This is a genomic window from Bradyrhizobium sp. SZCCHNRI3043, from assembly GCF_032377735.1.
Classification (GTDB): Bacteria; Pseudomonadota; Alphaproteobacteria; order Rhizobiales; family Xanthobacteraceae; genus Bradyrhizobium.
In genome coordinates, this window is sequence record NZ_JAUHID010000029.1 from 25,172 (window position 1) to 50,890 (window position 25,719).

Genomic DNA, 25,719 nt, shown 5'->3' on the forward strand with positions numbered 1-25,719 from the left:
CAAAACTCGATCGGGTCAGATGCCCCGCTACAAGCTCACCATCGAATATGACGGCGCGCCGTACTGCGGCTGGCAACTGCAGGCGACCTTGCCGTCGGTGCAGGGCGCGCTCGAAGCGGCGGTGCAGGCGACCTGTGGCGTGCCGACCCGGGTGCATGGCTCGGGGCGCACCGATGCCGGCGTCCACGCCACCGGTCAGGTCGCGCATTGCGACGTTGAGAAAGAATTCCGGCCCGACAAATTGCGCGACGCGCTCAACGCGCATCTGCGGCCCAACCCGATCGCGGTGCTCGACGCCGAGATCGTTCCCGACACCTTCGAAGCACGCTTCTCCGCCCGCAGGCGGCACTATCGCTATCGCATCGTCAACCGCCGCTCCAATCTCGCGCTCGAGGTCGGCCGCGTCTGGCGCGTGCCGCAGCGGCTCGACTCGGACGCGATGCACGCGGCGGCCCAGCGGCTGATCGGCAAGCATGATTTCACGACTTTCCGCGACACGGAATGTCAGGCAAAATCGCCGGAGAAGACGCTCGATCAGCTCGACGTCGTCAGGGACGGCGATGCCATCACCATCCTCACCTCCGCACGCTCCTATCTGCACAGCCAGGTGCGCTCGATGGTTGGCTCGCTGGTGTGGGTCGGGCAGGGCCGCTGGAGCGCCGATGATCTCGCTGCCGCGCTCGCCGCGCGCAATCGCGCCGCCTGTGGCGTCGTCGCGCCGCCGGAAGGCCTCTATCTCGTGAAAGTCGACTATTGAGATTGTTCTGCAGTGGAACCCGCGAATCGCTATTAGCTGCCAATGATTATCCTAATGAGTAGTCGTTTCGGGAGTAAGGGACAGGATTCATTAACTCCAAATTGAAGCCCTCGCTGCTATCCGGACCTCAGGCTGCTGTCCAGCGAGGTCGATCGTGCGCATTCGTCAAGTCTTCCTGCTCTCTTTGCTGCTCGGGGCCGTCATCGGCCTGCTCGCAACCATGTTGTTCGCCTGGCAGCAGCTGACCTCGCTGCAGGCCGCGAGGACGGCAGGCCGTGATACGCAGCTGCTGGCCGCCATGCTGCGGCTGCCGGAAAAGCTGAACCTCGAGCGCGCCATGGTCAATCCACGCCTGGCGTCGCCGAATCCGGCGAACTCGGACGAGCTGGCCGCGCTGCAGAAGATACTTCAAGGCTCTGACGACGCCTTCGCCAAGGCGCGCAGCCTGGCGCTGCTGAGTGAAGACACCGCCGCGCTGGACTCGATCCAGCAGAAATTGCGTGCGACGCGCGGGGCCGCTCTCGATGCCGTCGCGCAGGCCAAGGCGGCGCGATCCGAAGCAATCGTCCGTGATTACGTGCCGCAGATGTTCACGATCCAGGAAACGACCGGCAGCCATGTCGACGTGATCGTGCGCCGGATCAATGCGGCCAATCCAGCGGTCGGCCAGGCCGCGCGTCTTGCCGTGATCGGCTGGGATTTGCGCGACTGGGCCGGTCGCGCCACGACGACGTTCGTTCGCATGATCGCGACCAAGCAGCCGATGGCGGGTGAACCGGCCGAGGCGCTCGCGACGTTCAAGGGACGCATCGAGCGCATCTGGACGACGGCCAAGCTCGCTGCCGCAGAGATCAACCAGAAGCCGATCTTCGCGGCCCTGACCGAGGTCGAGAATGGCTATTGGGCCCGCGGCGGCGAGTTCTATTCGTCGCAGGTGGCGCCGAACCGGGGCAAGGTGCTCGAGCTCGATCCCGACCAGTTCCTGCGGTCCGTATTCCCGATCCTCGATACGATCCTGCCGCTGCGGGATGCAGCCCTCGCCGAGGCGCTGAGCCAGAGCGAGGTCGCGATTGCCGAGTCGCAGACCCGTTTTGCCCTGGCGCTGGTCCTGTTGCTGGTCAACGTCGCGGCCGCCGCACTGGGGACGGTCTGGTTCAATGCCCGCGTGATCAAGCCGCTGTCGAATCTGACCGAGATGATCCGTCGGATCGCCGGTGGCGAGCGCAGCGTCGAGATCGGATATGGCGATCGGACCGACGAGATCGGCACGCTCGCCAACGCCATCGGTGTTCTGCAGGAGAAATCGGCGGAGGCCGACCGGCTGTCGCTGCAGGGCGCCGATGCCGAGGCCCGGCGCGACGCCCGTCGGCAGAAGATCGAGGCGCTCACGCGCCGCTTCGGCGAGGTCATCGACACGCTGTGTGGCCGGCTGAGCGATGCCGCGAGCGGCCTGAAGCAATCGGCCGAGACGCTCGACGGCTCGGCCAGCACCACCGCGTCCCGTGCCACCGCCGTGGCCGAAGCGGCGGCGCAGGCGACCTCTGGCGTCAATACGGTGGCGGCTGCCTCCGAGGAGCTGGACGCGTCGATGAAGGAGATCACCCGGCAGATCGCGGAAGCCGCGTCGGAATCCTCCAACGCGACCAGCCAGGCGCTCGACACCACCGACAAGGTGCGCACGCTCGCCGGCAGCGCCACGCGCATCGGCGACGTCGTGCAGCTGATCCGCGCCATCGCCTCGCAGACCAATCTGCTCGCGCTCAATGCCACGATCGAATCGGCGCGTGCGGGCGAGGCGGGCAAGGGGTTTGCCGTGGTCGCGTCAGAGGTGAAGAGCCTTGCTTCGCAGACCAGCAAGGCCACGGAAGAGATCGAAAGCCAGATCGCCGCGATCCAGAACGAGACCGGCAGCACGGTGGCCGCGATCGAGAAGATCGCCGCCGTCGTCAACACCATCAGCGGCGTCACCGGTGCGGTGGCGAGCGCGGTGGCCGAGCAGAGCGCCACGACCCGCGAGATCGCCCGCAGTGTGCAGCAGACCGCGAGCGGCACCAACGACGTCTCGTCGTCGATCGCGCTGGTCAGCGCGGCCGCCGCGGACACCCGCGGATCGGCGCGCTCGCTGCTCGACTCCGCGGCGAGCCTTGCCGGCCAGGCCACCGACCTGCGTCGCGAGGTCGATCAGTTCCTGGCGGAGGTGAAGGCCGCCTGATCAGGATCAGGCGCGCCGCTCAGGCGAAATATCTTTCGAGAATGCCGCGATAGATCTTCGTCAGGGTCGCGATGTCGGCGACCGAGGCGCGCTCGTCGATCTGGTGCATGGTCTGGCCGACCAGGCCGAACTCGATCACCGGGCAGTAGCTCGAAATGAAACGCGCGTCCGAGGTGCCGCCGGTGGTGGAGAGCTCCGGCTTGCGCCCCGTCACGCTCTCGATCGCGGCGACGGCGAGGTCGGTGAACGGTCCGGGCTTGGTCAGGAACACGTTGGAGTTCGACGGCAGCCAGTCGATGTGGGCGCGGATGCGGTTGCCACAGGCCTTGGCGAGCCGCTCTTCCACCAGCGCGCGCAGCGTCTCCTGCGTATGGCAGTCATTGTAGCGGATGTTGAATTTCGCCCGCGCCAGGCCCGGGATGACGTTGGTTGCGGTGTTGCCGACATCGACGGTGGTGAATTCGAGATTCGACGGCTGGAACTGCGCGCTGCCATGATCGAGCGGCTCGTCCGACAGTGCGACGATCAGGCGCGAGATGTCCGGCACCGGGTTGGAGGCACGGTGCGGATAGGCGACGTGGCCCTGCTTGCCCTCGACGATCAGGGTGCCGGACTGCGAGCCGCGGCGGCCGATCTTGACGCAGTCGCCCATGACCTCTTGATTGGACGGCTCGCCGAGCACGCAATGGTCGAACCGCTCGCCGCGCTCGGCCGCCCACTGCAACAGCTTGATGGTGCCGTTGACCGAGACGTCCTCTTCGTCGCCAGTGATCAGGAACGAGATCGAGCCTTTTGGCTGTCCGCCGTGATCGCGTAGATAGTCGAGCACGGCCGCAACGCTGCAGGCGATGCCGCCCTTCATGTCGACGGCGCCACGGCCATAGATGTAGCCGTTCTTCACCTCGCCCGAGAACGCGCCAAGACTCCACGCCGCTTCATCACCGGGCGGCACAACGTCGGTATGACCGGCGAAGGTGATGTGCGGCCCCTCGGTGCCGATGCGGGCATAGAGGTTGTCGATGTCGGCGGTACCTGCTTCCGAGAAGGTCACGCGATGGGTCGTGAAGCCGGCCTGCTTCAGCAGGGCCTCGAGCACGCCGAGCGCCCCGGCATCGGCGGGGGTCACTGAGGGACAGCGGATCAGGTCGCGGGTGATGGCGAGGGCATCGGTCATGCCCTCGCTTAACATGGGCGCTCGGGCGGCGGCTAGTGCGGCCGCCCGAGCGCGGACGATCAGTCGCGCAAGAGCTCGTTGATCGAGGTCTTGGAGCGGGTGCGCTCGTCGACCCGCTTGACGATGACGGCGCAGGCGGTGGAGGGGCCGATCTGGCCGTTCTTCATCGGCTTGCCCGGCAGTGCGCCCGGCACAACGACGGCGTATTCCGGCACCTCGCCGACGAACACCTCGCCGGTCTCGCGGTCGACGATCTTGGTCGACGCGCCCAGGAACACGCCCATCGACAGCACCGCACCCTTGCGCACGACCACGCCCTCGGCAACCTCCGATCGCGCGCCGATGAAACAGTCATCCTCGATGATCACAGGACCGGCCTGCAGCGGCTCCAGCACGCCGCCGATGCCGACGCCGCCGGAGATGTGCACACGCTTGCCGATCTGGGCGCAGGAGCCGACTGTCGACCAGGTGTCGACCATGGTGGCTTCGTCGACATAGGCGCCGAGATTGACGAAGGACGGCATCAGCACGACGTTCTTGGCGATGTAGGCCGAGCGGCGCACGATCGCGCCGGGCACGGCGCGGAAGCCGGCATCGCGAAAACGGTTCTCGCCCCAGCCTTCGAACTTCGACGGCACCTTGTCCCACCACGACGCCTGGCCGGGGCCGCCTGGGATCACGCTCATGTCGTTGAGGCGGAACGACAGCAGCACAGCCTTCTTCAGCCACTGGTTGACGCTCCATTTGCCGTCAGTGCCGCGCTCGGCGACCCGGGCCTCGCCCTTGTCGAGCAACTCCAGCGCGCTCTCCACGGCGTCGCGGACCTCGCCCTTGGTCGTGGTCGAGACGCCATCACGGGCATCGAAGGCGCTGTTGATGGTGGATTCCAGGGCGGACAGTGACATCGGTCGATCCTCGCTTGGTCCCTGGGCAGAAAGCCGGGGACGGCCGTGTACGAGCATGGTGGGCAGGGCGGCTTTTTCGGGATTTGGACCCGGAGAGTCAAGGACGCATCGGTGGCGGGGGCCGTCCGCGCGGGAGGTGCGGCTTATCGTGCTCCGTCATTCCGGATGGTCCGAAGGACCAGACCCGGAATCTCGAGATTCCGGGTTCGATGCTTCGCATCGCCCCGGAATGACAGCTCAATGCGTGGCGGGTCTCACCCCACCAGCCGCTGCAAGAATCCGGTCAGATCGTCCGTGACATGATCGACATGCGGGTCGTCGCGACCCGCCAGCTCCCAGTCCTCGCGCACCACCTCCTTGGTGCCGTCCGGCACCACGAGCACCGTGGTCATGCCGAGGTCGTGCGGCACCACGAGGTTGCGGGAAAGGTCCTCGAACATCGCCGCCCGTGTCGGATCGACGGCATGCAGCTTGAGGAATTTGTCGTAGGTCTCGCGCGCCGGCTTCGGCGTCAGCTCGGCCGCGATGATGTCGAACACGCCATGGAAATGGCCGGCAATGTCGAGCCGCGCCAGCACGGCATCGACATGGTCGACCGAGCCGTTGGTCAGGATCAGCTTGCGTCCGGGCAGCTTCTCGATCGCCGCGCCCATCGCCGGATTCGGCTCCAGCGGCGAGTGGTCGATCTTGTGCACGTAGGCGAGGAAGTCGTCGGCGTGCACGCCGTGCTCGGTCATCATGCCGCGCATCGTCGTGCCGTAGCGGCGGTAGTAGTCCTTCTGGATGCGCCGCGCCTCGTCCGCATCGACCTCGAGCCAGTTGGAGACGAACTCGCCGATCCGCGCATCGACCTGCTGCCACAGATTGACGTGATGCGGATACAGCGTGTTGTCGAGATCGAACACCCAGGTGTCGACGTGATCGAAGGCGCGGGGGGATTCTGTCATGTGGGCGTCGGTCCATCCTGCCTTCGGTCATCATGCCCGGCTAGGGCGGCATATTCCGCTGTCGTCCCGGCGAACGCCGGGACCCATACCGCGGAAGCTATCTTGCGGCATGATGGCTGATGCCGATGGCCCAAACCTCGGCCGGTGGTTATGGATCTCGGCGTTCGCCGGGATGACAGCTGTGGGTGTGGTGGCAACGTGGGCAACATCGATATGCCTATCAAGGCAGTGCAAATCGCAGCGTCTTGCCGCCGCGGGTGATGTCGACGGCGGTGAAGCCGGTGGCGGTGAAGCCGCGGCTCGGACAGTCGCCCTGCTCGGATGTCTCGAACTTGTTCTCGCGGGTGCAGAGCTGCACCAGTCCGCCCCAGTTCAGCGGCTTGTTCTTCACTTTGATGGTGCGGTTCTCATCGTCGACCGCTTCGGCGAAGCTGTAGACCTTCTTCGGCTGTCCGGTGATGTCCGGATGCAGGCATTTGCCGGCATCGATCCGGTACCAGCCGCGGCTGACCACGGTGCGGCCGTCGTCCGTCGCCACCGCCGCCATCACCTTGTGCGGCGTGTCGTTGCACCAGGTCAGCCCGGTCGGCGCCGGCGTCTGCACCGCCTCCACCATGGTCGCGAAGAAATTCGGCTGCGACACAACGTCGGATGACAGCCCGCGGCTCTTCAGGAACGCGGCGAGCGCGGCCTGGGTCTTCGGCCCGTCAACGCCGTCGATCGGCGAGGCGTCATAGCCGGCGATGCCGAGCAGCCGCTGGATGCCGGCGAGCCGCGCCTGCTCGTCGTCATATTCGGCGCTCTCGGCGAGGTAGGCGATCAGGGTGCCGTCGTCGGCCTTGGTCGGCGTCACCTGCGTGAACGGCGCCGGCGTCTGCCCGGTGCGGCACTGCCGGGCGGCTGCGATGACGAAATTGTCGGTCGCGACGCACAGCTGGTCATTGCCGTTCGCGGCGATCGGCGAGGCGCCGTACAGGCTGAGCGCGCGCGCATGCAGCAGGATGCGATCGGCGGTCATCGTCCCCTGCAGCACCACGCGACAGGTGGCCGGATCGAGCCGGAACCAGCCGCGCGTCGCGGTCGCGGCCTTCTCGTCGATGCCGATCGCGGCCTCGACGACGTAGCTCATCCGGTTGCAGAGCTTGAGGTCGGCGCGAGCGGGGGTGGCCGCGACGAGAAGGGTAAGGATGATCGTAGACACGGCGAGGAAGAGGCGAGTCGTGAGGGGCATTGCAGGCCCCCATATCCCCACATCGTCATGCCCGGGCTTGACCCGCCTGCGCGGCCGAAGCCACTTCGGCGCGGCGGAGGCCCAGGCATCCACGTCTCTCTCTCCGACTTCGCCGAACGACGTGGATGGCCGGGCTGTCTGCATTGCGAAGACGCGCTCCGCGCTTTCGCCCGGCCATGACGGAGAGAGATGGTCGCGCCTGCTCACTTGTGGATCAGCGTGCCCGTGCCCTGGTTGGTGAACAGCTCGAGCAGCACGGCGTGCTGCACCTTGCCGTCCAGGATGACGACGCCCTGCACGCCCTGCTCGAGTGCGTAGATGCAGGTCTCGACCTTCGGGATCATGCCGCCGGAGATGGTGCCATCGGCGATCAGCTTGCGCGCGTCCTTCACCGACAATTCCGGGATCAGCTTCTTCGACTTGTCGAGCACGCCGGGCACGTCGGTGAGCAGCAAGAGGCGCTTGGCCTTCAGCGCACCGGCCACAGCCCCGGCGAACGTATCGGCATTCACGTTGAAGGTCTGGCCTTCCTTCGAGGTCGCCAGCGGCGCGAGGATCGGGATCAGCTCGTAGCCGATCAGCTGATTCAGCAGCGTCAGATCGACCTTGTCCGGCTCGCCGACGAAGCCGAGATCGACCACCTTCTCGATGTGACTGTCGGGATCGACCATGGTGCGGGTCGCCTTGACCGCGCGCACCATGTTGCCGTCCTTGCCGCACAGCCCGACGGCCTTGCCGCCGGCCTCGTTGATGTAGCCGACCAGCTGCTTGTTGATGGAGCCGGCCAGCACCATCTCGACGATCTCGATGGTTGCGGCATCGGTGATGCGCAGGCCGGCGGCGAATTCGGAGACGATGCCGAGGCGCTTGAGCATGGTCGCGATCTGCGGTCCGCCGCCGTGCACCACCACCGGATTGATGGCGGTCTGCTCGAGCAGCACGATGTCGCGCGCGAACGCTTTCGCGGTGTCCTCGTCACCCATGGCGTGGCCGCCATATTTGATGACGATGGTCTCGTCGTCATACTCCTGCATGTGCGGGAGCGCTTCGGACAGGATGCGGGCCTGATCGAGCGGGCTGATGGTGGTCGCGTCGGTCATGTCTGGGAGGTCTCGGCTGTCGGGGGCGTCGCGCCGCGTTCTAGCCGATTGCCGCCCGCGGCGCAAAGCGCCGGATCACGCCCGCCGCGGCCACAGCGCGCAGACCGCGAGTGCGAGCCAGCTCGCGATCTGCAAGCTACCGCCGATCGGCGCCGCGAACGGAAACAGCCGATCGCCGGTGAACTGCCGTATCAGGAGGTCGCCGGCGAACAGGGCCGGGCCGAGCACGAAGCCGATCGCCGTGATCAGGCCGATGCGCCGATGAACCACGCCGCGCTCTGCCAGCGCGATGGTGCCGAGCAGGGCGCAGGCGTGGAACAGCAGCATGGTGGAGGCGGTCGCGAGCCGCGATGCATCGGGCTCGTGCGCGGCCTTGGCCGCCAGCGCGACGCCCGTGGCGCCCATCAGCCCGGCCATTGCGACCAGGATTCGCCACGGCGTCATCATGTGCTCCGCTCTTCCAGCAGCCGCACCATGGCGGCACGCAGCTCCGGCATGCCGGTGCCGGATCGTGACGACGTCGCCAGCACCTGAGGAAACGCCGCCGGATGCTTGGCGAGTGCGGCCTCGGTCTCGGCGATCCGGCTTGCGAGCTCAGCCGGCTTGATCTGGTCGGCCTTGGTCAGGACGAGCTGATAGCTGACGGCGGACCGGTCCAGCGTCTTGAGGATCTCCTGATCGACGTCCTTCAGCCCATGACGGGCATCGATCAGCACATAGACGCGAGCGAGCGAGGCGCGGCCGAGCAGGAATTTGTGGATCAGCTCGGTCCAGGACGCGACCTTGGTCTTCGCCGCGGCGGCATAGCCGTAGCCGGGCATGTCGACCAGCCGCAGCGGCGCATGCTCGGGCCCCTCGAAGAAGATCAGCTCCTGGGTGCGGCCCGGCGTATGCGAGGTGCGCGCCAGCGCGTTCTGGCCGGTCAGTGCGTTGATCAGGCTGGACTTGCCGACATTGGAGCGGCCGGCGAAGGCGATCTCGATCTGCCCCGACATCGGCGGCAGGCTCGCGATCGACGGCGAGGCGTGGGTGAAGCGCCAGGACTGCGCGAACAGCTTGCGGCCCTTCTCGATCAGCCGCTCATCCGCATCGGCGCTGGTGGTCATGAAACGCTCTCGCCTCGTCATTGCGAGCGAAGCGAAGCAATCCAGGGCTGAGCAAGGACTCTGGATTGCTTCGTCGCTGCGCTCCTCGCAATGACGGCCGCCAGGGGCGCCGCCGACTTTCTCACGCCGCCTTACTCGTCACGCCGCTTTTTTTTTAAACGTGCCGCGGATGTTGTCGAACAGCTCCACCTTCACGCCGTTGCGGCGCATGATGAAGCCCTGCTGCAACACCGACAGCGTGTTGTTCCAGGCCCAATAGATCACGAGGCCGGCCGGGAAGCCCGCGAGCATGAAGGTGAAGATCAGCGGCATCCAGTTGAAGATCATCGCCTGCGTTGGATCCGGCGGCGTCGGGTTCAGCTTCATCTGGAACCACATCGTGATGCCCATGATGATCGGCCAGATGCCGAGCGCGAGATAGTGGCCGAACAGCGGCAGCTGGGTCGGGTCGAACGGGATCAGGCCGAACAGCGTGAACAGATTGGTCGGATCCGGTGCGGAAAGGTCCTTGATCCAGCTGATGAACGGCGCGTGCCGCATCTCGATGGTGACGAACAGCACCTTGTAGAGCGAGAAGAACACCGGGATCTGCAGCACGACCGGGAGACAGCCGGCGACTGGGTTGATCTTCTCCTTCTTGTAGATCTCCATCATCTCCTGCTGCTGCTTCATCCGGTCGTCCGGATAGCGCTCTTTCAGCGCCTGGAGCTGCGGCTGGATCGCCTTCATCTTGGCCATCGAGGCATAGGACTTGTTGGCCAGCGGGAAGAACAGGGCCTTCACCAGCACCGTCACCAGCAGGATCGAGACGCCGAAATTGCCGAAGAAGCGGAAGAAGAAGTCGAGCGCCAGGAACATCGGCTTGGTCAGGAAGTAGAACCAGCCCCAGTCGATCAAGAGATCGAAATGGTTCAGCCCGAGCATCTGGTTGTAGCCGCCGAGGCCGCCGATCGGGAAGTTGATGCCGACGACGCCGGCCTCCTTGGCGCCGGCGAACAGCCGCGTGGAGACGCTGGCCGAGCCGCCGGCCGGTACCGTCTGCGGGGTCTCGACATAGTCCGTCTGGTAGCGATGCTGGTTGTCGACCAGCTTCGACGAATAGTTCGCCTGCAGGCGGGCATCCGTCATCGGCAGCAGCGCGGCCGCCCAATATTTGTCGGTGATGCCGAGCCAGCCATTGGTGACGTCGAACTTCGCCGCCTTCTCGTCGTCCATCTTCTTGTAGGTGAATTCCTGCAGGCCCTTTTCGCCGAGATAGCCGATCAGGCCTTCATGCAGGATGTAATAGCCCGAGACTTGCGGCGTGCCATGACGCGAGATCAGGCCGTAGGGATACAGCGTCACCGGCGCATTGCCGGCGTTGGTGACGTCGTCCTTGATGGTGAAGAGATAGTGGTCGTCCACGGAAATGGTGCGCTGGAAGGTCAGGCCGTCGCCGTTGGTGAAGGTCAGCTTCACCGGGGTCGAGGGCGTCAGCGCGTTGGAGCCGTCCTGCTGCCACATCGTGCTCTGGTCCGGCACCTGCACCTTGGCGCCGGCGGCGTTGACCCAGCCGAACTCGGCGTAATAGGGCTCGGCGGTGTTGGACGGCGAGAACAGCACGATCGCCGGCGATTTCGGATCGACCGTCTCGCGGTACTTCACGAAAGCCAGATCGTCGATGCGCGCGCCCTTCAGCGAGATGCTGCCGGTCAGCCGCGGCGTGTCGATCTTGACGCGCGGGGTGGCGGCGATGGCGGTGTCGCGCTGCATCACGCCTGTGCTGATCACGGCCCCGCCCGGTGCGCTCGGGCTGCCGGTTGCGGAAGCGCCCGGCTGCGGGGTGGCAGACGGAGCGGTGCTGTCGGGCTGCGTTGCCGGCGCCTGCTTCTTGGCGAGCTCCGCCTGCAGTTGGGCCTGCGCGCGCTGCTTCTCCATCTGCGGTCCGTTGTAGAAGACCTGCCACAGGATCAGCACGAGGCCGGACAGAATGACGGCGAGGATGGTGTTGCGATTGTCGGTCATCGTTTTCTTATCGTCTCGTCGTTCAATCCGGTTTGCGGGAATGCGCGTCCGGTGCGGGAGCGTTTGGCTTGTCCGCATCCGACGGCTTGCGCGGCTGCGGCTTGGCCTGCGGCCGGTCGAGGCGGCGGAGCGTCGCCTGGAGGTCGGCGAGCATGGTCGAGAAGTCGCGTGACAGGGCATCCCGCCGGCCGACCAGCACGTAGTCACTGTGCGGCCGCATCGACAGGGGATCGAGCCGTTTCACAAGCTCGCGCAGCCGCCTACGGATGCGATTACGCTCCGTGGCGGTGCCATTCTTCTTGGTGACGGTAAAGCCGATCCGGACCGGGCCCTGGTCCGGCCGTTCCCGGCGTTGGACCACGAAGGCAGGGCTGTTCGCCCGCACGCCATCGGCAACGGCGAGGAAGTCCGCCCGCTGCCGTAGCCGATCCATGATGGAAATCTCCGGGACAGACGCCCTGGCTTCAGGCGCTGAGACGCTTGCGACCCCGGGCGCGACGCGCGGCAAGGACCTTGCGGCCGCCGGTGGTGGCGAGACGGGCGCGGAAGCCGTGACGGCGCTTGCGCACCAGTTTGCTGGGTTGATAAGTCCGCTTCACGGGTCGTTCTCCGCTGCCGGGCAATTTGCCAGTTGACAACTTGCCTGCTTGAAATGTCGATTGATGTCCGGTGATGCTTCCGGGCCCGAAATGGACCGCTGCCGGCCCTGAAATCGAGCCGCTCCCGGGCGGGCCGGGTCATCGCGGACGGTTGGCGCGGCTTATAAGGGAGCGTCCCGCCTTCGTCAATCGCGGCAAGGCGTCCTAGGCGGTGCAGGCGATCGACGGCGCCGAGATCTCGTAAAGACCTTCGTCACCGGCCGTGCGTCGGCGTGGCGAATGAGACGAACCAAGACGAGAACGCAAGACCCTGGGCGCAGGACGAGGGCAAGAATAGCCTCCGCACGGCGGGGTTGAAGACGTCAGAGGTCGTGCAGTTTTGGGTTCCATTATGAACGATTTGGAAACCGGAACATGAGCGATCCGTAATTTGACCGGACTCCGGTGCAGTCCCATCTTGCGGTCCCGTAAGGGTGGGGGTGTCTCTTACAAGGGCGATACGTGACCGAGAGCGACAACCAGCCAATCCTGGAGCGCCTGCGACCGAAAAGGTCGCGCCGGCTCGGCTTGTCTGGAAAGCTGCTGCTGTTGACCATTCCGCTGGTGATGATCGCGGAGGTGCTGATCTACGTGCCGGCGATCGCCAATTTCTGGACCAACCGGCTCAACGATCGCCTGGCGGCCGCCAATACCGCTGCGCTGGTGCTCGATGCCGCGCCGTCGGGCATGGTGCCGGATTCGCTGGCGCGGCAGATCCTCACCTCCATCAACGCGCGCGGCGTCGCCATCAAGATGGGCCAGCAGCGCCGCCTGCTCGCCAGCGCCGACCTGCCCGCCTCGATCGACCACGACTTCGACATGCGCGACATGACGGTGTGGTCGTCGATCGTGAACTCGCTGACGATGATGACAGAGACCGGCGATCACACCATGCGCGTGATCGGGCCGTCGCCGGGCCGCGCCCAGTTCATCGAGGTCGTGACCGACGAGAAGCCGTTGCGCAAGGCGATGTATCGCTTCTCGCGCAATCTGCTCGGCGTGTCGCTGCTGCTGGCGGTGCTGACCGCGGCGCTGGTCTATCTTGCTCTGCATTTCCTGTTCGTGCGGCCAATGCGGCGCCTCACCGCGAGCCTCGTAGGCTTCCACGAAAATCCGGAGAGCGTGGCGCGAATCATCGTGCCGAGCCAGCGTTCCGACGAGATCGGCGTCGCCGAGCGCGAGCTCGCCGACATGCAGCGCGACCTCGTCTCGATGCTGCATCAGAAGAGCCGGCTCGCCGCCCTCGGCCTCGCCGTGTCCAAGATCAACCATGACCTCCGCAACCTGCTGGCCTCGTCGCAACTGCTGTCGGACCAGCTCGCCAGCGTTCCCGATCCGCGGGTGCAGCGCTTCGCGCCGAAGCTGATGCGCTCGCTGGAGCGCGCCATCGCGTTCTGCCAGTCGACGCTGTCCTACGGCAAGGTGCAGGAGCCGGCGCCGGACCGCCGCATGGTGGCGGTCGAGCAGGTGGTGGCGGAGGTGCGGGAGACCGCTGGCCTGTCGCCGGATGCCTCGATCACGTGGATCGCGGCGATCGAGCGCGGGCTGAAGATCGATGCTGATCCGGACCAGCTGTTCCGCGTGCTGCTCAACCTGGTGCGCAATGCCGCCCAGGCCTTGGACAGCCTCGCGGCGGATGCCGGCGTGCGCCAGATCCGCATCACCGGCCGCCGCGAGGGCGGGGTGGCGATCCTGGAGGTCTCGGACACGGGTCCCGGCGTCCCGGCGAAGGTGCGAGAGCACCTGTTCGAGGCCTTTCGCGGTGCCGGTCGCCCGGGCGGCTCGGGGCTGGGCCTTGCGATCGCGGCCGAGCTGGTCCGGGCCCACGATGGCGACATCCAGCTGGTCGAAGGGACCCTGGGGGCCACCTTCCGAATCACGATTCCCGACCGCCCTGTCGAGCTGCAGACCTTCTGGACCGAGCGCGCCAGCGCCTGAACCGGACCGGCCTCACCTGCCATTCCGGGGCGATGCCGCAGGCGTCGAGCCCGGAACTTCGGGCGTGCCGGAACGAAGCCCGTCCGCTCCGGCTCTACCGAACCGCGCCAGCGCGTCTGCGGAAAAATGGTCGCAAAATGTCCCGCTCCAGCCTTGCCAAGCGGTCTCCGAGCCGTTAGTCAAAGGCCCTTCGCGAGGCCTGCCGGCATTTGCCGCCCCGGCCTTCCGGGATCCGGCCCCTGGCCCGGAGCCTGCCAAACGCGAAAAACGCGCCCGTAGCTCAGCTGGATAGAGCATCAGACTACGAATCTGAGGGTCGGACGTTCGAATCGTTCCGGGCGCGCCATTTAGATCAATGACTTAGCTAAAATCACCGTTTGAGATTTGAAAACTGAAACGGTTTTTCAAACGGTTTTGGTGTGCGACATGCATGCTCGTGGACGGTGCCGCTCCTGGCAAAGGATTGCATCCAGATCGGAGAATTAACGGGGGTTCGAATCCCACTCTCTCCGCCAGTGCCTCTGAGGTCCTATAAATCATCGAAGCCGTCGAGATGGCTATGGCGTGGCCGAAGCCACGCGTTCGAGAAGAGCCAATAGCCCGCGGAGAATTTCGAGCGGAGCGGGCGGGCACCCCGGGACATGCAGATCGACCGGCACGACCTCTCCCACGCCCCCCACCACGGCATAGCTGCTGGCGAAGCACCCGCCGTCGCGGGCGCAGTCGCCCACGGCCACGACCCACTTCGGATTTGGTGTTGCGTTGTAGGTCCGCTCCAGCGCCATGCGCATGTTCTTCGTCACCGGCCCAGTCACCAGCAGCACGTCCGCGTGGCGCGGTGAGGCGACGAAGCGGAGGCCGAAGCGTTCGAGATCGTAATAGGCGTTGTTGAGCGCATGAATTTCCAGCTCGCAGCCGTTGCAGGAGCCGGCGTCGACCTCGCGGATCGACAGCGACCGGCCAAGGCGCCGGCGGGCCGCCCGCTCCAGCGCAGCGCCCACTTCTGCAAGTGCCCGGTCGTCGGCCGACGGCGCCGGCTCCGTCAACGGCATCTGCACGAGACTCTGGAACAGCAGCTTTCTCATCTGGATGGACGTCCCTAGAGGTCGTGGCCCGAGTAGGAGCAGTTGAACGATTTGTTGCAGAGCGGGAAATCGGCAACGATGTTGTCTTGGATCGCGGCCTCCAGCAGCGGCCATTGGAACCAGGAAGGGTCACGCAGATGGCAGTGCGCAATGCTGTTGTCGGCATTGAGCCTGAGCCAGACCAGGATGTCGCCGCGAAAACCCTCCACCAGCGCCATGCCCTCGCGAACCTCGCCGGCCGTGGGCAGATCGATCCGCAACTCGCCCTGCGGCATCCGCTCCAGCAATTGGGTGACGAGCCCTAGACTCTGCTCGATCTCGCGAACGCGAATCCACACCCGCGCGTTGACGTCGCCGGCCTCAAGCACAGGAATCTCGAAGGCGAGCTTGTCATAGGGCGCGTAGGCAAGATGCTTGCGCGCGTCGAAGGTGCGGCCCGATGCGCGGCCGATGAAGCCGCCGGGCGCGTATTGACGGGCGAGATCGGCCTTCACCGTGCCCGTGGTGACGGTGCGATCCTGGAGCGAGGCCGTGTTGTCGTAGAGTTCCACCAGGGCTGGGAAGCGTGCCTGGATATCGCTCACCAGCGATCGGATCGCCTGGATGCCATCCTGGTTGATATCGGTCGCAACGCCGCCGGGCAGGATCAAGTCGCGCATCAGGCGGTGCCCGAAAACATTGCCCGCGCCGCGCAGCACCTTCTCGCGCAACACGCCGCAATGGGCCAGCATCAGGGCGAAGGAAGCATCGTTGCAGATTGCGCCGAAATCGCCGAGATGATTGGCGAGACGTTCCAGCTCCGCCATCAGCGCGCGCAGATGGTGCGCACGCAGCGGAACTTCCACCCCCAACGCGGCCTCCACCGCGCGCGCGAAGGCCAGTCCGTAGGCGACCGTGCTGTCACCGGAGGCGCGCGCTGCGAGCTTGCCCGCCTTCGCAAGGTTCGCGCCCGCAATCAGGCCTTCGATACCCTTGTGCACATAGCCGAGCCGAGGCTCTAACCGCACAACGGTCTCGCCGTTGGCTGTGAAGCGGAAGTGGCCGGGCTCGATGATGCCGGCATGGACCGGGCCGACCGGAATCTGATGCAGGCCGTCGCCTTCGACGGGAAGGAACGCATAGGTCTTGTCGATCGGCGTCGGCTCGGGCTTCGCAGCGAGCGGATGCCGCAGGCCCCAATTGCCGTGATCGAGCCAGGCGCGCGGGTCCGGCAGGCCTTGCGGCTCCAGGCCGCGGAGATCGCGGATGGTCCGCTCCAGCCGAAGTGCCGGTGGGTGGTGCAGACCGACCGACGGATAGCGGCGGGTCGGGCAATCGAGCGTGACGATGCCGACCACAGTCTTCGGCGCATCGAGCAGCGCCATGTGAACGCGATCCGCCTCGCCCCAAAGGCCGAGCAGTTCCCAGTCGGCGCTGCCAAGTCCCGCGATCGCCTTGTTCCAGGTCGCGACGCCGACGACGGCGCGCGGCCAGGGACAGGGGCTCGATGCAAGCTCGCCTTGGCGCAGGAGTTCGTCGAGGCCCATTGCGATCACCCCAGAATATCGGCGACGTGCCGGAACCACGTGACCAGCGTGGGCGGGAGGAAGATTCCGGCGATCAGCACGAGACCGAAATGCACGATCATCGGCATGTAGGAGGCATCCGATGGTGCAGTGCTCCCGGTCGGCACGCCAAAGGCGATACCGTTGAGATGATAGAACAGCGCGCCGAGCGCGAGCAGGATGCCGAACACGAGCGGGATGGCAAGCAGTGGCTCGCGCGCGAAGGTTGAGGTCACGACCAGGAATTCGCTCATGAAGACGCCGAACGGCGGCAATCCGGCGATGGCCACGACACCGATCACGAGGCTCCAGCCGAGCGCCGGATGGGTCGCGGTCAGGCCGCGGATATCGGCGATCTTCTGCGTGTCCTTGATCTGCGCGACATGGCCAACGGCAAAGAAGATTCCCGACTTGGTAAGGCTGTGCATCACCATGTGCAGCAGCCCGGCAAAATTGGCGACCGGGCCGCCCATCCCGAAGGCAAAGGTGATGATCCCCATGTGCTCGATCGAGGAATAGGCGAACAGGCGTTTGATGTCGCGCCGCCGGTAGAGCATGAAGGCGGCGAACACCAGCGATACCAGACCGAGTGTCACCATCAGGGGTCCAGGAGCCACCGCGCTCGGATTGGCTGCCAGCACGATCTTGAAACGAAGCACTGCGTAGAGTGCGACGTTGAGCAGGAGGCCGGACAACACCGCGGAGATCGGCGTCGGCCCTTCCGCATGCGCATCCGGCAGCCAGGCGTGCAGCGGCGCCAACCCCACCTTGGTGCCGTAGCCGAGCAGCAGGAATATGAAGGCGACGTTGATCAGCGCCGGATCGAACTGCGAGGCATGCGCGACCAGCACCGTCCAGACCATGCCGTTGATGCCTTCGCCCACCACGGGGAGCGCAGCCATGTAGACCAGGATGGTGCCGAACAGCGCGAGCCCGATGCCGACGCTGCCGAGAATGAAATATTTCCAGGCGGCTTCGAGCGCTTCATGGGTGCGGTAGATGCCGACCATCAGCACGGTCGTCAGCGTCGCCAGTTCGATGCCGACCCACATCAAGCCGATATTGTTGGCGGTCAGCGCGAGATTCATCCCGCCCATCATGACCTGGAACATGGCGTGGTAGAAACGCAAGTATGCAGGCGTCAGCCGCCCGGTCGCCAGCTCGTGGCCGATATAGCTTGCCGAAAACACGCTGGTGGTGAAGCCGACGAAGGTATTGAGCACGATGAACGCGATGTTGAGTTCATCGACGAACAGGTAAGAGCCGGGCTGGATGTGATCGGCGAAGAACATCGAGAGCGAGGCCGCGAAGGTCAACCCCGACGCCAGCACGTTGAGGCGCGCGGACAGCCGATAGCCGGGAAGCAGGGCCAGCACAGCGGCCGAGACGACCGGAATGACGGTGACGAGGACGACGCCCTCGTTGGTGGACAACATCATCGGCGCTCTCCGCGAAAGCGATCCAGCGCCTGGACATCGACGGTATCGAAGCGCTCGCGGATCCGGAACAGGAAGACGCCGATCACGAAGAAGGCGATCAGGATCGAGAAGGCGACGCTGATCTCGACCACCAGCGGCATGCCGCGCGCGCCGGTGCCTGCGAGCACCAGCCCGTTTTCAAGCGACATGAAGCCGACCACCTGGCTCACGGCGTTGCGCCGGCTCACCATCATCAACAGACCGAGCAGTACGACCGACAGCGCGAAGGCGAGGTCCTCGCGTGCGAGCGGATCGGCGGCGGGGGTGACCTTCAGCATGACCGTCATCGAGAGCGCGACCAGTCCCATGCCGGTCAGCATGGTCGTTCCGGAACCGATCACGGTTTCGATCTCGCGATGGATGCCGAGCCGCTGGATGATGCGATGCAGTCCGACCGGCACGACCACGGCCTTGAAGACCAGCGCGATCATGGCGGTGACATAGAGATGCGGCGCGCTCTGGACGTGGGCCTGCCAGGCGACCGACATCGCGAGCAGCACGGCCTGGAGCGCAAAGGCGTTGAGCAGGGCATAGAGCCGGTGCTGTGTGATCATCAGGAAGCTGACCAGCAACAGGCTGCCCGCCAACAGGTGCGCGACGTCGAATGTCAGTCCGTGCGCCATTGCTAGAGGCTCCTCGATACGAACAACAGCAGCGTGCCGAGCAGGCCGAGCATCAAGGCAGCGCCGACGAAATCCGGTAGGCGGAACACCCTCATCTTCGCAATGGCGGTCTCGAACACGCCGAGCAGAAAGCCGAACACAGTGAGCTTGGCGAGATAGCCGGTGAATCCGGTCAGATGGCTTGCGGTGCTCGCGCTGGGCGCAGCCAGCGTCCACGGCACGAAGATGCAGCCGATCAGCGAGATGTAGAGCAGCAGCTTGACCGCGGCCGCGAGTTCGATCATGGCGAGGTGGCGACCTGAATATTCCAGCACCATGGCTTCATGCACCATGGTGAGTTCGAGATGGGTCGCCGGGTTGTCGACCGGAACGCGGCCGTTTTCGGCGATGGCGACGATGATCAGCCCGACCATCGCAAGGCCCAGCGAGACACGCAGGCCGACGCCCGAGGCGAACAGATCGGCCACGGCCGAGAGCTGCGTCGAGTGCGCAACCAGCGCCATGGTGAAGACGACTAGCAGCATGGCCGGCTCGGCGAGCGAGGCGATCATCATTTCCCGGCTCGCCCCGATGCCGCCGAAGGCGGTGCCGATATCCATGCCGGCGAGCGCGAGGAAAAACCGCGCGCTGGCGAGCAGCGCGATGATGGCGATGAGGTCCGCGGACCAGCTGAACAGCAAACCCTTGGCGAAGGTCGGCACCAGCGCGGCGGCGACCCAGGTCGCCGCGAAGATCAGATAGGGCGCGACGCGGAATATCCACGAGGCATTGTCCGCGACCACGACCTCCTTCTTCAGGAGCCGTAGGATATCGCGATAGGGCTGCACGATCGGCGGGCCGCGGCGGCGCTGGAGGCGCGCCTTCACCTTGCGGATGAAGCCGGTCAGCAGCGGCGCCGCCAGCAGCACCAGCATCATCTGCGAGACCTGAACGAGAAGGGCGGAGATCAGCTCCATATCGCCAGCACCAGCAAGAGCAGCACGAGGGAGAGGAAGACAAGGCTGAGGTAGCGGCGGATGGTGAGGAATTGCAGTTTGTTGAGCTGGAGCGCGGCGCGTTCGACGGCGCCGGCAACCGGCTCGTAGAGCCAGTCCCACACCGGATCGGCGATCGTCAGCGTGAAGCGGGCGGCGCGTGTGTCGCCGGGCGCGGGCATGGTGACCTCTTCACTCGTGACAGGAGTCCGCGCTAGGAACACACGGCGGATAGGCTGGGCAAAGCTCGAGCCGGAATATTGCGTCAGCGGACTGGGATCGGGAAAGCCGCAATCCCATGCCGGGCCGCGGCGGATCGCGTGCGAGGCGAAGCGGTGGATGGCCCACACCGCCAGCAGCGCGGACGTGGTGATGAAGAGAAAGACGAGCAAGCCGTTATAGGAGCTGCCGGTTTCGGCCTCCGGCACGATCGTGAGCCAGGGCCGGCTCCCCTGCGGCGTCAGCGCCGTGCCGGCAAGCTGGTGCGTGATCGGGGCGATGGCATCGATGACGAAGCCCGGAACGATGCCGGTGATCAGGCAGAGCAAGGCAAGTGTCGCCATGGCCGAGAGCGAGAAGCGGTCCACCTCCGTTGCTTGTCCCGCTTCCGTGCTGCGTGGACGGCCGAGGAAGGTGATACCGAAGGCCTTGACGAAGGTCGCGCCCGCCAGCGCTGCTGCGAGCGCGAGCAGGCCGCCTGCCGCCGGGACCATGACCTTCAGCAACCATCGCGCCAGGTCGGGACTCTGAAGCACGGCCTGGAAGGTTAGCCATTCCGATACGAAACCGTTCAGTGGCGGCAGCGCCGAGATCGCCATGCAGCCGACCAGGAACAGGAAGCTCGTCACCGGCATGCGGTGGATCAATCCGCCGAGACGATCCATGTCGCGCTCGCCGGTTGCGGTCAGCACCGCGCCGGCGCCGAAGAACAGCAGGCTCTTGAAGAGGGAATGGTTGAGCACGTGCAACAAGGCTGCCGTTATGGCCAGCGCGGCCGCCGCATTCATGCCGTCGGCTCGGAACGACAGCGCGAGGCCGAGCCCGATGAAGACGATGCCGATATTTTCTATGGTCGAATAGGCGAGCAGCCGCTTGGCGTCGTCTTGCATCAGGGCCTGCAACACGCCGAGGACTGCGCTCAGGCTGCCGATCGCGAGCAGCAGCGCGCCCGACCACCAGGGCAGGTCGCCGGCAAGGTCGAACACGATGCGGATGAAGGCGTAGATCGCGACCTTCGTCATCACGCCGCTCATCAGAGCCGAAACGTGACTTGGCGCCGCCGGATGCGCAAGCGGCAGCCAGGCATGCAGCGGCACCAGCCCGGCCTTGGATCCTGCACCGATCAGGACCAGCACGAGGACCATCGCAGCCGTCAGCGGCGTTCGCACGCCATGTCTGATCGTCTCGAAGTCGTAATTGCCGCCCGGCCCGGCGAGCAGGCCGAGGGCGAGCAGGAGCGCGAGCGTGCCGAGGCTCGCCATGATCAGATACACGTAGCCGGCGCGCATGTTCTCGGGATCGCGATGATGCGCGATTACGAGCGCCCAGGAGGCCAGTGACATGAACTCCCAGGACAACAGATAGCTGAAGGCATCAGCCGCCAGCAGGACCAGATTCATTCCGGCGAGGAAGGCCGGAAAGAACGGCAGCACGCGATGCGGCTCCTCCGCGTGCGCGCCGTAGCCGAGCGCGTAGAGACTTGCCACGGCGCCGCCGATATTCACGACAACGAGAAAAAAGGCCGAGAGCGCATCGATCGCGAAGTGTGCGCCGATCCAGGGCAGGCCGAGCGGCAGAACGAGGTCAGTCGGAGCGCCGGCATGGCCGGCAAGCGCGAGAAGCGAAAAAACCGTCGCCGCGCTGCACAGCGCCAGCATGGCGCCGTAGATGATGCGAGTCGCCGCGTACTTGTGCGAGATGGCTACCGCCAACAGCGCAACCCCCAACATCGCCGCTGCGCAGAGCATGAGGAATGCAACGACACTCATCTGAATTGGATCCTATGCCCTTTTCGCCATACCCTTCACGTGGCGCGAGTCGGAGAGTGCGGGCTCCTTGAGCCGGACTCCGCGCCCTCCGGTCTGACTGGCTGCTCCGTCGCCGATCAGTTCGATGCCGCTCTGGATCAGCGCCTCGATCAATTTCATCAAGGAATCGACGTTGCCGCGCACGACGCCTTCGCTCGCTTCCATACGCTGGATCGTGGGGACCGAAAGGCCAGACAGTTCGGCAAGCTGGCGCTGGTCGATGTCAAGAAGCGCCCTGGCCGCGCGGAGCTGTGCTGCGGTGATCATCGTCGAGATGCCAGTACTGATATTTTGTGCATCAATACTGCACGTAAAAGTGCTAGCTGCTCGATCAATTATACCAATGAAGTTGTTTTGTATAGCTATATTGATGTTCGAGACCTCATTTGCCGAGGACTTTGTCCCAGGCATCAACGCATTGGAGGGTGCGTATTGCAGGCCGGCCATTGATCGACTCGCTTGATGGACTTTCGGCGATGACGGATTATTGACGGAACAGGTCGTTGTCGGGGGCGAAACCCTATTCTCCGGCCGTAGCTCAATCGGTGGGTTTGGGTCGGGGAAGAACGAAAATGCGTTCTCTTTCAATGGAGATTGACTGATACTCTCTCCGCCACAGGGGAGCTTGTGCCGTCATCTATGCAGAAGAGCGGATCGCTACACGCGTTTCGCGCGTCTAGGAGCCGACACTAAGCACCTCTCTCCCACGGAGCGCGCTCTTGCTATTTCGCGATCGCTGACTTCAGCCCTTGTTGCCCGCGAATGACGTCAGCGATAACATGGGCACGTGGGTTGAGAAGTTGCGAGTTGGTGGATTTTGGCCACCGACGGGTACTTGGGCTATTCGCGTTCAATGCCGCAAATACCGTACTGCTGATCGCTTGTTGTTGGCGTCGTAGGTGATCCTCCAGCAGCTTAGGGCGAGTGATGTAGCCTGCGTTCACGCCGGGAATTGCGTGGTTCATCAGCAGCTTTGCATCGAACTCCGACACGCCGGCTGCGGCGGCGATGGTGCGAAAGCTCTGCCGTAGATCGTTACCCCATTTCGACAGCGTGGCCCGATCTTCTTTCTGCTCGACGACGTGCCCCGACACGCTGTCGGCCGGGAATATCCATTGGCGGGCGTGCGACGGACGCATCTGATGTCCGAAGCGCATGACTCGGATCGGGCAGCGGATCATTTCCCGAGATTGAGGAATGTCGAAGGCCCGCTTCGCGCCGCCCTTGGGCTTCGGAATGTGCAGGATCCGTCTCTTGAAATCGATATTGCCCGGAGTGGTTTCCTGCAACGCGGTGGGCCGACATCCCGAAAGCAGCGTGAAGAGATGGAATTCACGGCGGATCGGATTGTCCAAAACCGACAATTCGGAAAAACCAGGCCCTCAGATCACCGGGCCCCATTCCGGTGTCGCGTCGCTTCTCTCCATTCCAGTCGATAGCCCCGACGGGATTATCGGGCGGCAAGGTCTTGTTCGCTTTGCGGGCGTGGGAATAGATGGCCCGGAGAGTGCGCATGCTTCCATTCGCAATATATGGCCCGTTCTCCTTGGTGATTTCGTCATGTCTCTCGACCACCTTTGCAGGGTGGCGGCCCAAATCTTCCAATGGCGTATCGAGCCATTTGATGAAGATTCGTTCCACGTGATCCCGATAGCTCTCGATTGTGCGCTCGCTACGGCCTTTCCTAATCATGTGGGCGTCGCGATATCGCTCCCACGCTTGCCTGAGCGTGATGCCGCCGGATTGATGCGCGGTCGGGCTATCCCCGCTGGCCGCGACGCGACTCGGTTTCGACCCGGCCTTGGGATGCTGACCCCGGCTTATCTGAGCAAGATATTCCTTGGCAGTCGCTCGGGTCGCCTTGGACGGTAAAGGTTCGTTTCCGCTTCGACGACGAAGAATCCCTTCAGTTCGGTGTCGCGCGCCAGATACCAGCCCTTCCTCGGGGTCGGCAGGCGAGCGATTTCTTTGTCGGTCAGCAGGAGGCGGACATCGGCCATCGGAGCGCTCCGAAACAAAAACGGTTTTTCAAACGGTTTTGGAAAATCGGGGAGTTCGACGGTTCGACCCTGACCTTGTAGGAGGATGTGCGATAAAAGGCTCGAAATTAAGGACTTTTGCGTCTATCGTTGCGCTGTGGCGTACAGTCGGATAGCGTGGCGAAGCAATGTTTTTGAACTACGAATCTGAGGGTCGGACGTTCGAATCGTTCCGGGCGCGCCATTCGCCGATGAACCACAGCACGTTCAATTCGCACGTCCATCAGTTCCGGTCGATGCGTCGATTGGCGGATCTCGGGCGCGCAGGAGAACAATCTTGAGTCGCTTCTGGTCAGAGCTCGTTCATGGGCTGTCGCCCTATGTGCCTGGCGAGCAGCCGCAGATCCCGGGCCTGGTCAAGCTCAACACCAATGAGAGCCCGTTCGGGCCGTCGCCGAAGGCGATCGAGGCCATACGGGCCGCCGCTGCCGACACCTTGCGGCTCTATCCAGATCCCCAGGCAACGCGGCTGCGCGAGGTGCTCGCGGCCTATCACAAGGTCTCACCCGAGCAGGTGTTCGTCGGCAACGGCTCCGACGAGGTGCTCGCGCATACATTTGCGGCGCTCCTGAAGCAACCTGCGCCGCTGCTGTTCCCTGACGTGACCTACAGCTTCTATCCGGTCTACTGCCGGCTGCTCGGAATCGATTACGCGACCGTTCCGCTCGATGCCGAGATGCGCGTGCGTATCGACGATTATGTCGACCGCCCCGGCCCCGTGATCGTGGCCAATCCGAATGCGCCGACCGGAATTGCGCTGTCGCGTGCCGAGATCGCACGGTTGGCTGCTGCCCACAGCGATGTGGCCGTCGTCATCGACGAGGCCTATGTCGATTTCGGCGCCGAGACTGCGATCCCTTTGATCTCCGAGCATCCCAACCTGCTGGTGGTGCAGACGATGTCGAAATCGCGCGCGCTGGCCGGGCTGCGCGTCGGCTACGCGATCGGCGCCGCCGGCCTGATCGAAGGCCTGACGCGGGTCAAGGACAGCTTCAACTCCTACCCGCTCGGTCGGCCCGCCCAGGCCGGCGCGATCGCCTCGATCGAGGACGACGCCCATTTCCAGCAGGCGCGCTCGGTCATCATGAAGAACCGTGCCGACCTCTCCGCCGCGCTGGTTCGTCTCGGCTTCGAAGTGCTGCCGTCCAGCGCCAACTTCGTCTTCGCCCGGCATTCGGACCATTCGGGCCAGGCGTTGGCGAGCGCTCTGCGCGAGCGAGCCGTGCTCGTCCGTCACTTCACCGCGCCGCGGATCGCCGACTATCTGCGCATTACGATCGGCTCGGAGACGGAGCTCGCGCGGCTGACGGACGCGCTGCGAGAGGTGTTGGCGCAGAACAGCTGAGACGGGCGCATGATCCCCGCGCTCGTCTTGCGGCGCGAGCGCATTAGCAAGGCCTGTCCAGAAGCTGCTCGATCAGCTGTAGCAGGGTGCTCTCCAACTCGTCCGGCGAACTGATCGTGATGCCCTGCTGGTAGTACGGCGCCGTCGCGTGGCCGATGCCGATCGCCACCAGCCGGATGTCGTCGGCCTGCTCGATCTCGCCGGCGATGGTGCGCAAGTGACGGCTGAGATACTCGTCGCCGTTCTCGAGGAGCGTCGAGTCGTCAACCGGGGCGCGGTCGGACAGCACGATCAGGATCTTTCGTCGTTCCTTGCAACGGCGCAACCGAGTTGCGGCCCATGCGAGCGCTTCGCCGTCGATATTCTCTTTGGTAAGTCCCTGTCGGAGCATCACGGCGCAATCCCGCGCGCCCAAGGTCTTGCCGCCGCTGCAGTAGACGATGTGCAGCAGGTCGTTCAGCCGTCCCGGATAGGCGGGTTTGCCGTCGCGGAGCCATTTCTGCCGGCTCAGGCCGGGTGGATTCAATTGGTCGTCGCAACACTCGATGAGGAGGTTGCGATGGGCATTCGAAAGAAACGGTCAACGCGGGGC

General features: G+C 64.8%; 25 protein-coding genes and 1 tRNA gene. 5 read left to right on the plus strand and 21 right to left on the minus strand.

The window, feature by feature from the left end; translation table 11 throughout:
- Positions 1-19: 19 nt before the first annotated feature.
- Both truA and QX124_RS30680 read left to right on the plus strand, forming a co-directional pair.
- A complete protein-coding gene (gene truA / locus QX124_RS30675; RefSeq protein ID WP_315734935.1) occupies positions 20-757 on the plus strand; it encodes a tRNA pseudouridine(38-40) synthase TruA in 738 nt (245 codons plus the stop codon).
- A 154-nt stretch (positions 758-911) separates the two neighbouring features.
- Entirely contained in the window at positions 912-2,969 is a 2,058-nt protein-coding gene (locus QX124_RS30680; RefSeq protein WP_315799189.1) for a HAMP domain-containing methyl-accepting chemotaxis protein, read from the plus strand.
- A gap of 19 nt (positions 2,970-2,988) precedes the next feature.
- On the opposite strand, the gene dapE is transcribed toward QX124_RS30680, so the two are convergent.
- The 10 genes from dapE to rpmH form a co-directional block, all read right to left on the minus strand.
- A complete protein-coding gene (gene dapE, locus QX124_RS30685; protein WP_315799190.1) occupies positions 2,989-4,143 on the minus strand; it encodes a succinyl-diaminopimelate desuccinylase in 1,155 nt (384 codons plus the stop codon).
- 59 nt (positions 4,144-4,202) lie between these two features.
- A complete protein-coding gene (gene dapD / locus QX124_RS30690) occupies positions 4,203-5,048 on the minus strand; it encodes a 2,3,4,5-tetrahydropyridine-2,6-dicarboxylate N-succinyltransferase (protein ID WP_315775602.1) in 846 nt (281 codons plus the stop codon).
- A gap of 254 nt (positions 5,049-5,302) precedes the next feature.
- Positions 5,303-5,995, minus strand: coding sequence for a pyrimidine 5'-nucleotidase (locus tag QX124_RS30695; RefSeq protein ID WP_315799191.1), 693 nt, complete (start codon positions 5,993-5,995; stop codon positions 5,303-5,305).
- Positions 5,996-6,215: 220 nt separating this feature from the next.
- Positions 6,216-7,226, minus strand: a complete 1,011-nt coding sequence (locus QX124_RS30700; RefSeq protein WP_315799192.1) for a DUF1036 domain-containing protein — start codon at positions 7,224-7,226, stop codon at positions 6,216-6,218.
- Between the two features lie 203 nt (positions 7,227-7,429).
- Entirely contained in the window at positions 7,430-8,326 is an 897-nt protein-coding gene (argB, locus tag QX124_RS30705; RefSeq protein WP_012047096.1) for an acetylglutamate kinase, read from the minus strand.
- Positions 8,327-8,401: 75 nt separating this feature from the next.
- A complete protein-coding gene (locus tag QX124_RS30710) occupies positions 8,402-8,773 on the minus strand; it encodes a DUF423 domain-containing protein (RefSeq protein ID WP_315799193.1) in 372 nt (123 codons plus the stop codon).
- On the minus strand, positions 8,770-9,432 hold the full coding sequence (yihA, locus tag QX124_RS30715; protein WP_315799194.1) for a ribosome biogenesis GTP-binding protein YihA/YsxC: 663 nt from the start codon (positions 9,430-9,432) through the stop codon (positions 8,770-8,772). The genes QX124_RS30710 and yihA overlap by 4 nt, the downstream gene beginning before the upstream one ends.
- A gap of 138 nt (positions 9,433-9,570) precedes the next feature.
- A complete protein-coding gene (gene yidC, locus QX124_RS30720; protein ID WP_315799195.1) occupies positions 9,571-11,436 on the minus strand; it encodes a membrane protein insertase YidC in 1,866 nt (621 codons plus the stop codon).
- A 22-nt stretch (positions 11,437-11,458) separates the two neighbouring features.
- Entirely contained in the window at positions 11,459-11,869 is a 411-nt protein-coding gene (gene rnpA / locus QX124_RS30725) for a ribonuclease P protein component (protein ID WP_315799196.1), read from the minus strand.
- 31 nt (positions 11,870-11,900) lie between these two features.
- Positions 11,901-12,035 (minus strand): 50S ribosomal protein L34, encoded by a 135-nt coding sequence (rpmH, locus tag QX124_RS30730; RefSeq protein ID WP_006609582.1) that lies wholly within the window; start codon positions 12,033-12,035, stop codon positions 11,901-11,903.
- 501 nt (positions 12,036-12,536) lie between these two features.
- On the opposite strand from rpmH, the gene QX124_RS30735 reads away from it, so the two are divergent.
- The gene (locus QX124_RS30735; RefSeq protein WP_315734920.1) at positions 12,537-14,012 is read left to right on the plus strand and encodes a HAMP domain-containing sensor histidine kinase; all 1,476 of its coding nucleotides are present in this window, start codon (positions 12,537-12,539) and stop codon (positions 14,010-14,012) included.
- 269 nt (positions 14,013-14,281) lie between these two features.
- Positions 14,282-14,358: transfer RNA gene (locus QX124_RS30740), tRNA-Arg, on the plus strand.
- 211 nt (positions 14,359-14,569) lie between these two features.
- Here QX124_RS30740 and QX124_RS30745 read toward each other — a convergent pair.
- The 10 genes from QX124_RS30745 to QX124_RS30790 all read right to left on the minus strand — a co-directional run bounded on the left by QX124_RS30745 (position 14,570) and on the right by QX124_RS30790 (position 23,743).
- Positions 14,570-15,097, minus strand: coding sequence for an NADH-quinone oxidoreductase subunit NuoB (locus tag QX124_RS30745; RefSeq protein WP_315775595.1), 528 nt, complete (start codon positions 15,095-15,097; stop codon positions 14,570-14,572).
- 14 nt (positions 15,098-15,111) lie between these two features.
- Positions 15,112-16,623, minus strand: coding sequence for an NADH-quinone oxidoreductase subunit C (locus tag QX124_RS30750; protein ID WP_315799197.1), 1,512 nt, complete (start codon positions 16,621-16,623; stop codon positions 15,112-15,114).
- A 5-nt stretch (positions 16,624-16,628) separates the two neighbouring features.
- Positions 16,629-18,077, minus strand: coding sequence for a hydrogenase 4 subunit F (locus tag QX124_RS30755; protein WP_315735705.1), 1,449 nt, complete (start codon positions 18,075-18,077; stop codon positions 16,629-16,631).
- Complete coding sequence (locus QX124_RS30760) at positions 18,077-18,742, minus strand: hydrogenase-4 component E (RefSeq protein WP_315734917.1); 666 nt, start codon at positions 18,740-18,742, stop codon at positions 18,077-18,079. The genes QX124_RS30755 and QX124_RS30760 overlap by 1 nt, the downstream gene beginning before the upstream one ends.
- Positions 18,743-18,744: 2 nt before the next feature.
- On the minus strand, positions 18,745-19,698 hold the full coding sequence (locus QX124_RS30765) for a respiratory chain complex I subunit 1 family protein (RefSeq protein ID WP_315773651.1): 954 nt from the start codon (positions 19,696-19,698) through the stop codon (positions 18,745-18,747).
- Positions 19,689-21,704 carry a hydrogenase 4 subunit B gene (gene hyfB, locus QX124_RS30770; RefSeq protein WP_315799198.1) on the minus strand — a complete coding sequence of 672 codons (2,016 nt, stop codon included), beginning with the start codon at positions 21,702-21,704 and terminating at the stop codon, positions 19,689-19,691. The genes QX124_RS30765 and hyfB overlap by 10 nt, the downstream gene beginning before the upstream one ends.
- 12 nt (positions 21,705-21,716) lie before the next feature.
- Positions 21,717-22,010 carry a helix-turn-helix domain-containing protein gene (locus QX124_RS30775; protein ID WP_315773686.1) on the minus strand — a complete coding sequence of 98 codons (294 nt, stop codon included), beginning with the start codon at positions 22,008-22,010 and terminating at the stop codon, positions 21,717-21,719.
- A 455-nt stretch (positions 22,011-22,465) separates the two neighbouring features.
- On the minus strand, positions 22,466-23,098 hold the full coding sequence (locus QX124_RS30780; RefSeq protein ID WP_315799199.1) for a hypothetical protein: 633 nt from the start codon (positions 23,096-23,098) through the stop codon (positions 22,466-22,468).
- On the minus strand, positions 23,076-23,384 hold the full coding sequence (locus QX124_RS30785) for a hypothetical protein (protein WP_315799200.1): 309 nt from the start codon (positions 23,382-23,384) through the stop codon (positions 23,076-23,078). The genes QX124_RS30780 and QX124_RS30785 overlap by 23 nt, the downstream gene beginning before the upstream one ends.
- Before the next feature lie 179 nt (positions 23,385-23,563).
- Entirely contained in the window at positions 23,564-23,743 is a 180-nt protein-coding gene (locus tag QX124_RS30790) for a hypothetical protein (RefSeq protein ID WP_315799201.1), read from the minus strand.
- A gap of 316 nt (positions 23,744-24,059) precedes the next feature.
- Between QX124_RS30790 and hisC the strand changes: the two genes are divergently transcribed.
- Positions 24,060-25,127, plus strand: coding sequence for a histidinol-phosphate transaminase (hisC, locus tag QX124_RS30795; protein WP_315799202.1), 1,068 nt, complete (start codon positions 24,060-24,062; stop codon positions 25,125-25,127).
- A 43-nt stretch (positions 25,128-25,170) separates the two neighbouring features.
- On the opposite strand, the gene QX124_RS30800 is transcribed toward hisC, so the two are convergent.
- Complete coding sequence (locus QX124_RS30800) at positions 25,171-25,653, minus strand: cobaltochelatase CobT-related protein (RefSeq protein WP_315799203.1); 483 nt, start codon at positions 25,651-25,653, stop codon at positions 25,171-25,173.
- Positions 25,654-25,719 lie beyond the last annotated feature (66 nt).

Coding starts and splice junctions, on each gene's coding strand:
- truA (WP_315734935.1), top strand. CDS start 20: ATGCCCCGCTACAAGCTCACCATCGAATATGACGGCGCGCCGTACTGC.
- dapE (WP_315799190.1), bottom strand. CDS start 4,143: ATGACCGATGCCCTCGCCATCACCCGCGACCTGATCCGCTGTCCCTCA.
- dapD (WP_315775602.1), bottom strand. CDS start 5,048: ATGTCACTGTCCGCCCTGGAATCCACCATCAACAGCGCCTTCGATGCC.
- QX124_RS30695 (WP_315799191.1), bottom strand. CDS start 5,995: ATGACAGAATCCCCCCGCGCCTTCGATCACGTCGACACCTGGGTGTTC.
- QX124_RS30700 (WP_315799192.1), bottom strand. CDS start 7,226: ATGCCCCTCACGACTCGCCTCTTCCTCGCCGTGTCTACGATCATCCTT.
- argB (WP_012047096.1), bottom strand. CDS start 8,326: ATGACCGACGCGACCACCATCAGCCCGCTCGATCAGGCCCGCATCCTG.
- QX124_RS30710 (WP_315799193.1), bottom strand. CDS start 8,773: ATGATGACGCCGTGGCGAATCCTGGTCGCAATGGCCGGGCTGATGGGC.
- yihA (WP_315799194.1), bottom strand. CDS start 9,432: ATGACCACCAGCGCCGATGCGGATGAGCGGCTGATCGAGAAGGGCCGC.
- yidC (WP_315799195.1), bottom strand. CDS start 11,436: ATGACCGACAATCGCAACACCATCCTCGCCGTCATTCTGTCCGGCCTC.
- rnpA (WP_315799196.1), bottom strand. CDS start 11,869: ATGGATCGGCTACGGCAGCGGGCGGACTTCCTCGCCGTTGCCGATGGC.
- QX124_RS30745 (WP_315775595.1), bottom strand. CDS start 15,097: ATGAGAAAGCTGCTGTTCCAGAGTCTCGTGCAGATGCCGTTGACGGAG.
- QX124_RS30750 (WP_315799197.1), bottom strand. CDS start 16,623: ATGGGCCTCGACGAACTCCTGCGCCAAGGCGAGCTTGCATCGAGCCCC.
- QX124_RS30755 (WP_315735705.1), bottom strand. CDS start 18,077: ATGTTGTCCACCAACGAGGGCGTCGTCCTCGTCACCGTCATTCCGGTC.
- QX124_RS30760 (WP_315734917.1), bottom strand. CDS start 18,742: ATGGCGCACGGACTGACATTCGACGTCGCGCACCTGTTGGCGGGCAGC.
- QX124_RS30765 (WP_315773651.1), bottom strand. CDS start 19,698: ATGGAGCTGATCTCCGCCCTTCTCGTTCAGGTCTCGCAGATGATGCTG.
- hyfB (WP_315799198.1), bottom strand. CDS start 21,704: ATGAGTGTCGTTGCATTCCTCATGCTCTGCGCAGCGGCGATGTTGGGG.
- QX124_RS30775 (WP_315773686.1), bottom strand. CDS start 22,010: ATGATCACCGCAGCACAGCTCCGCGCGGCCAGGGCGCTTCTTGACATC.
- QX124_RS30790 (WP_315799201.1), bottom strand. CDS start 23,743: ATGGCCGATGTCCGCCTCCTGCTGACCGACAAAGAAATCGCTCGCCTG.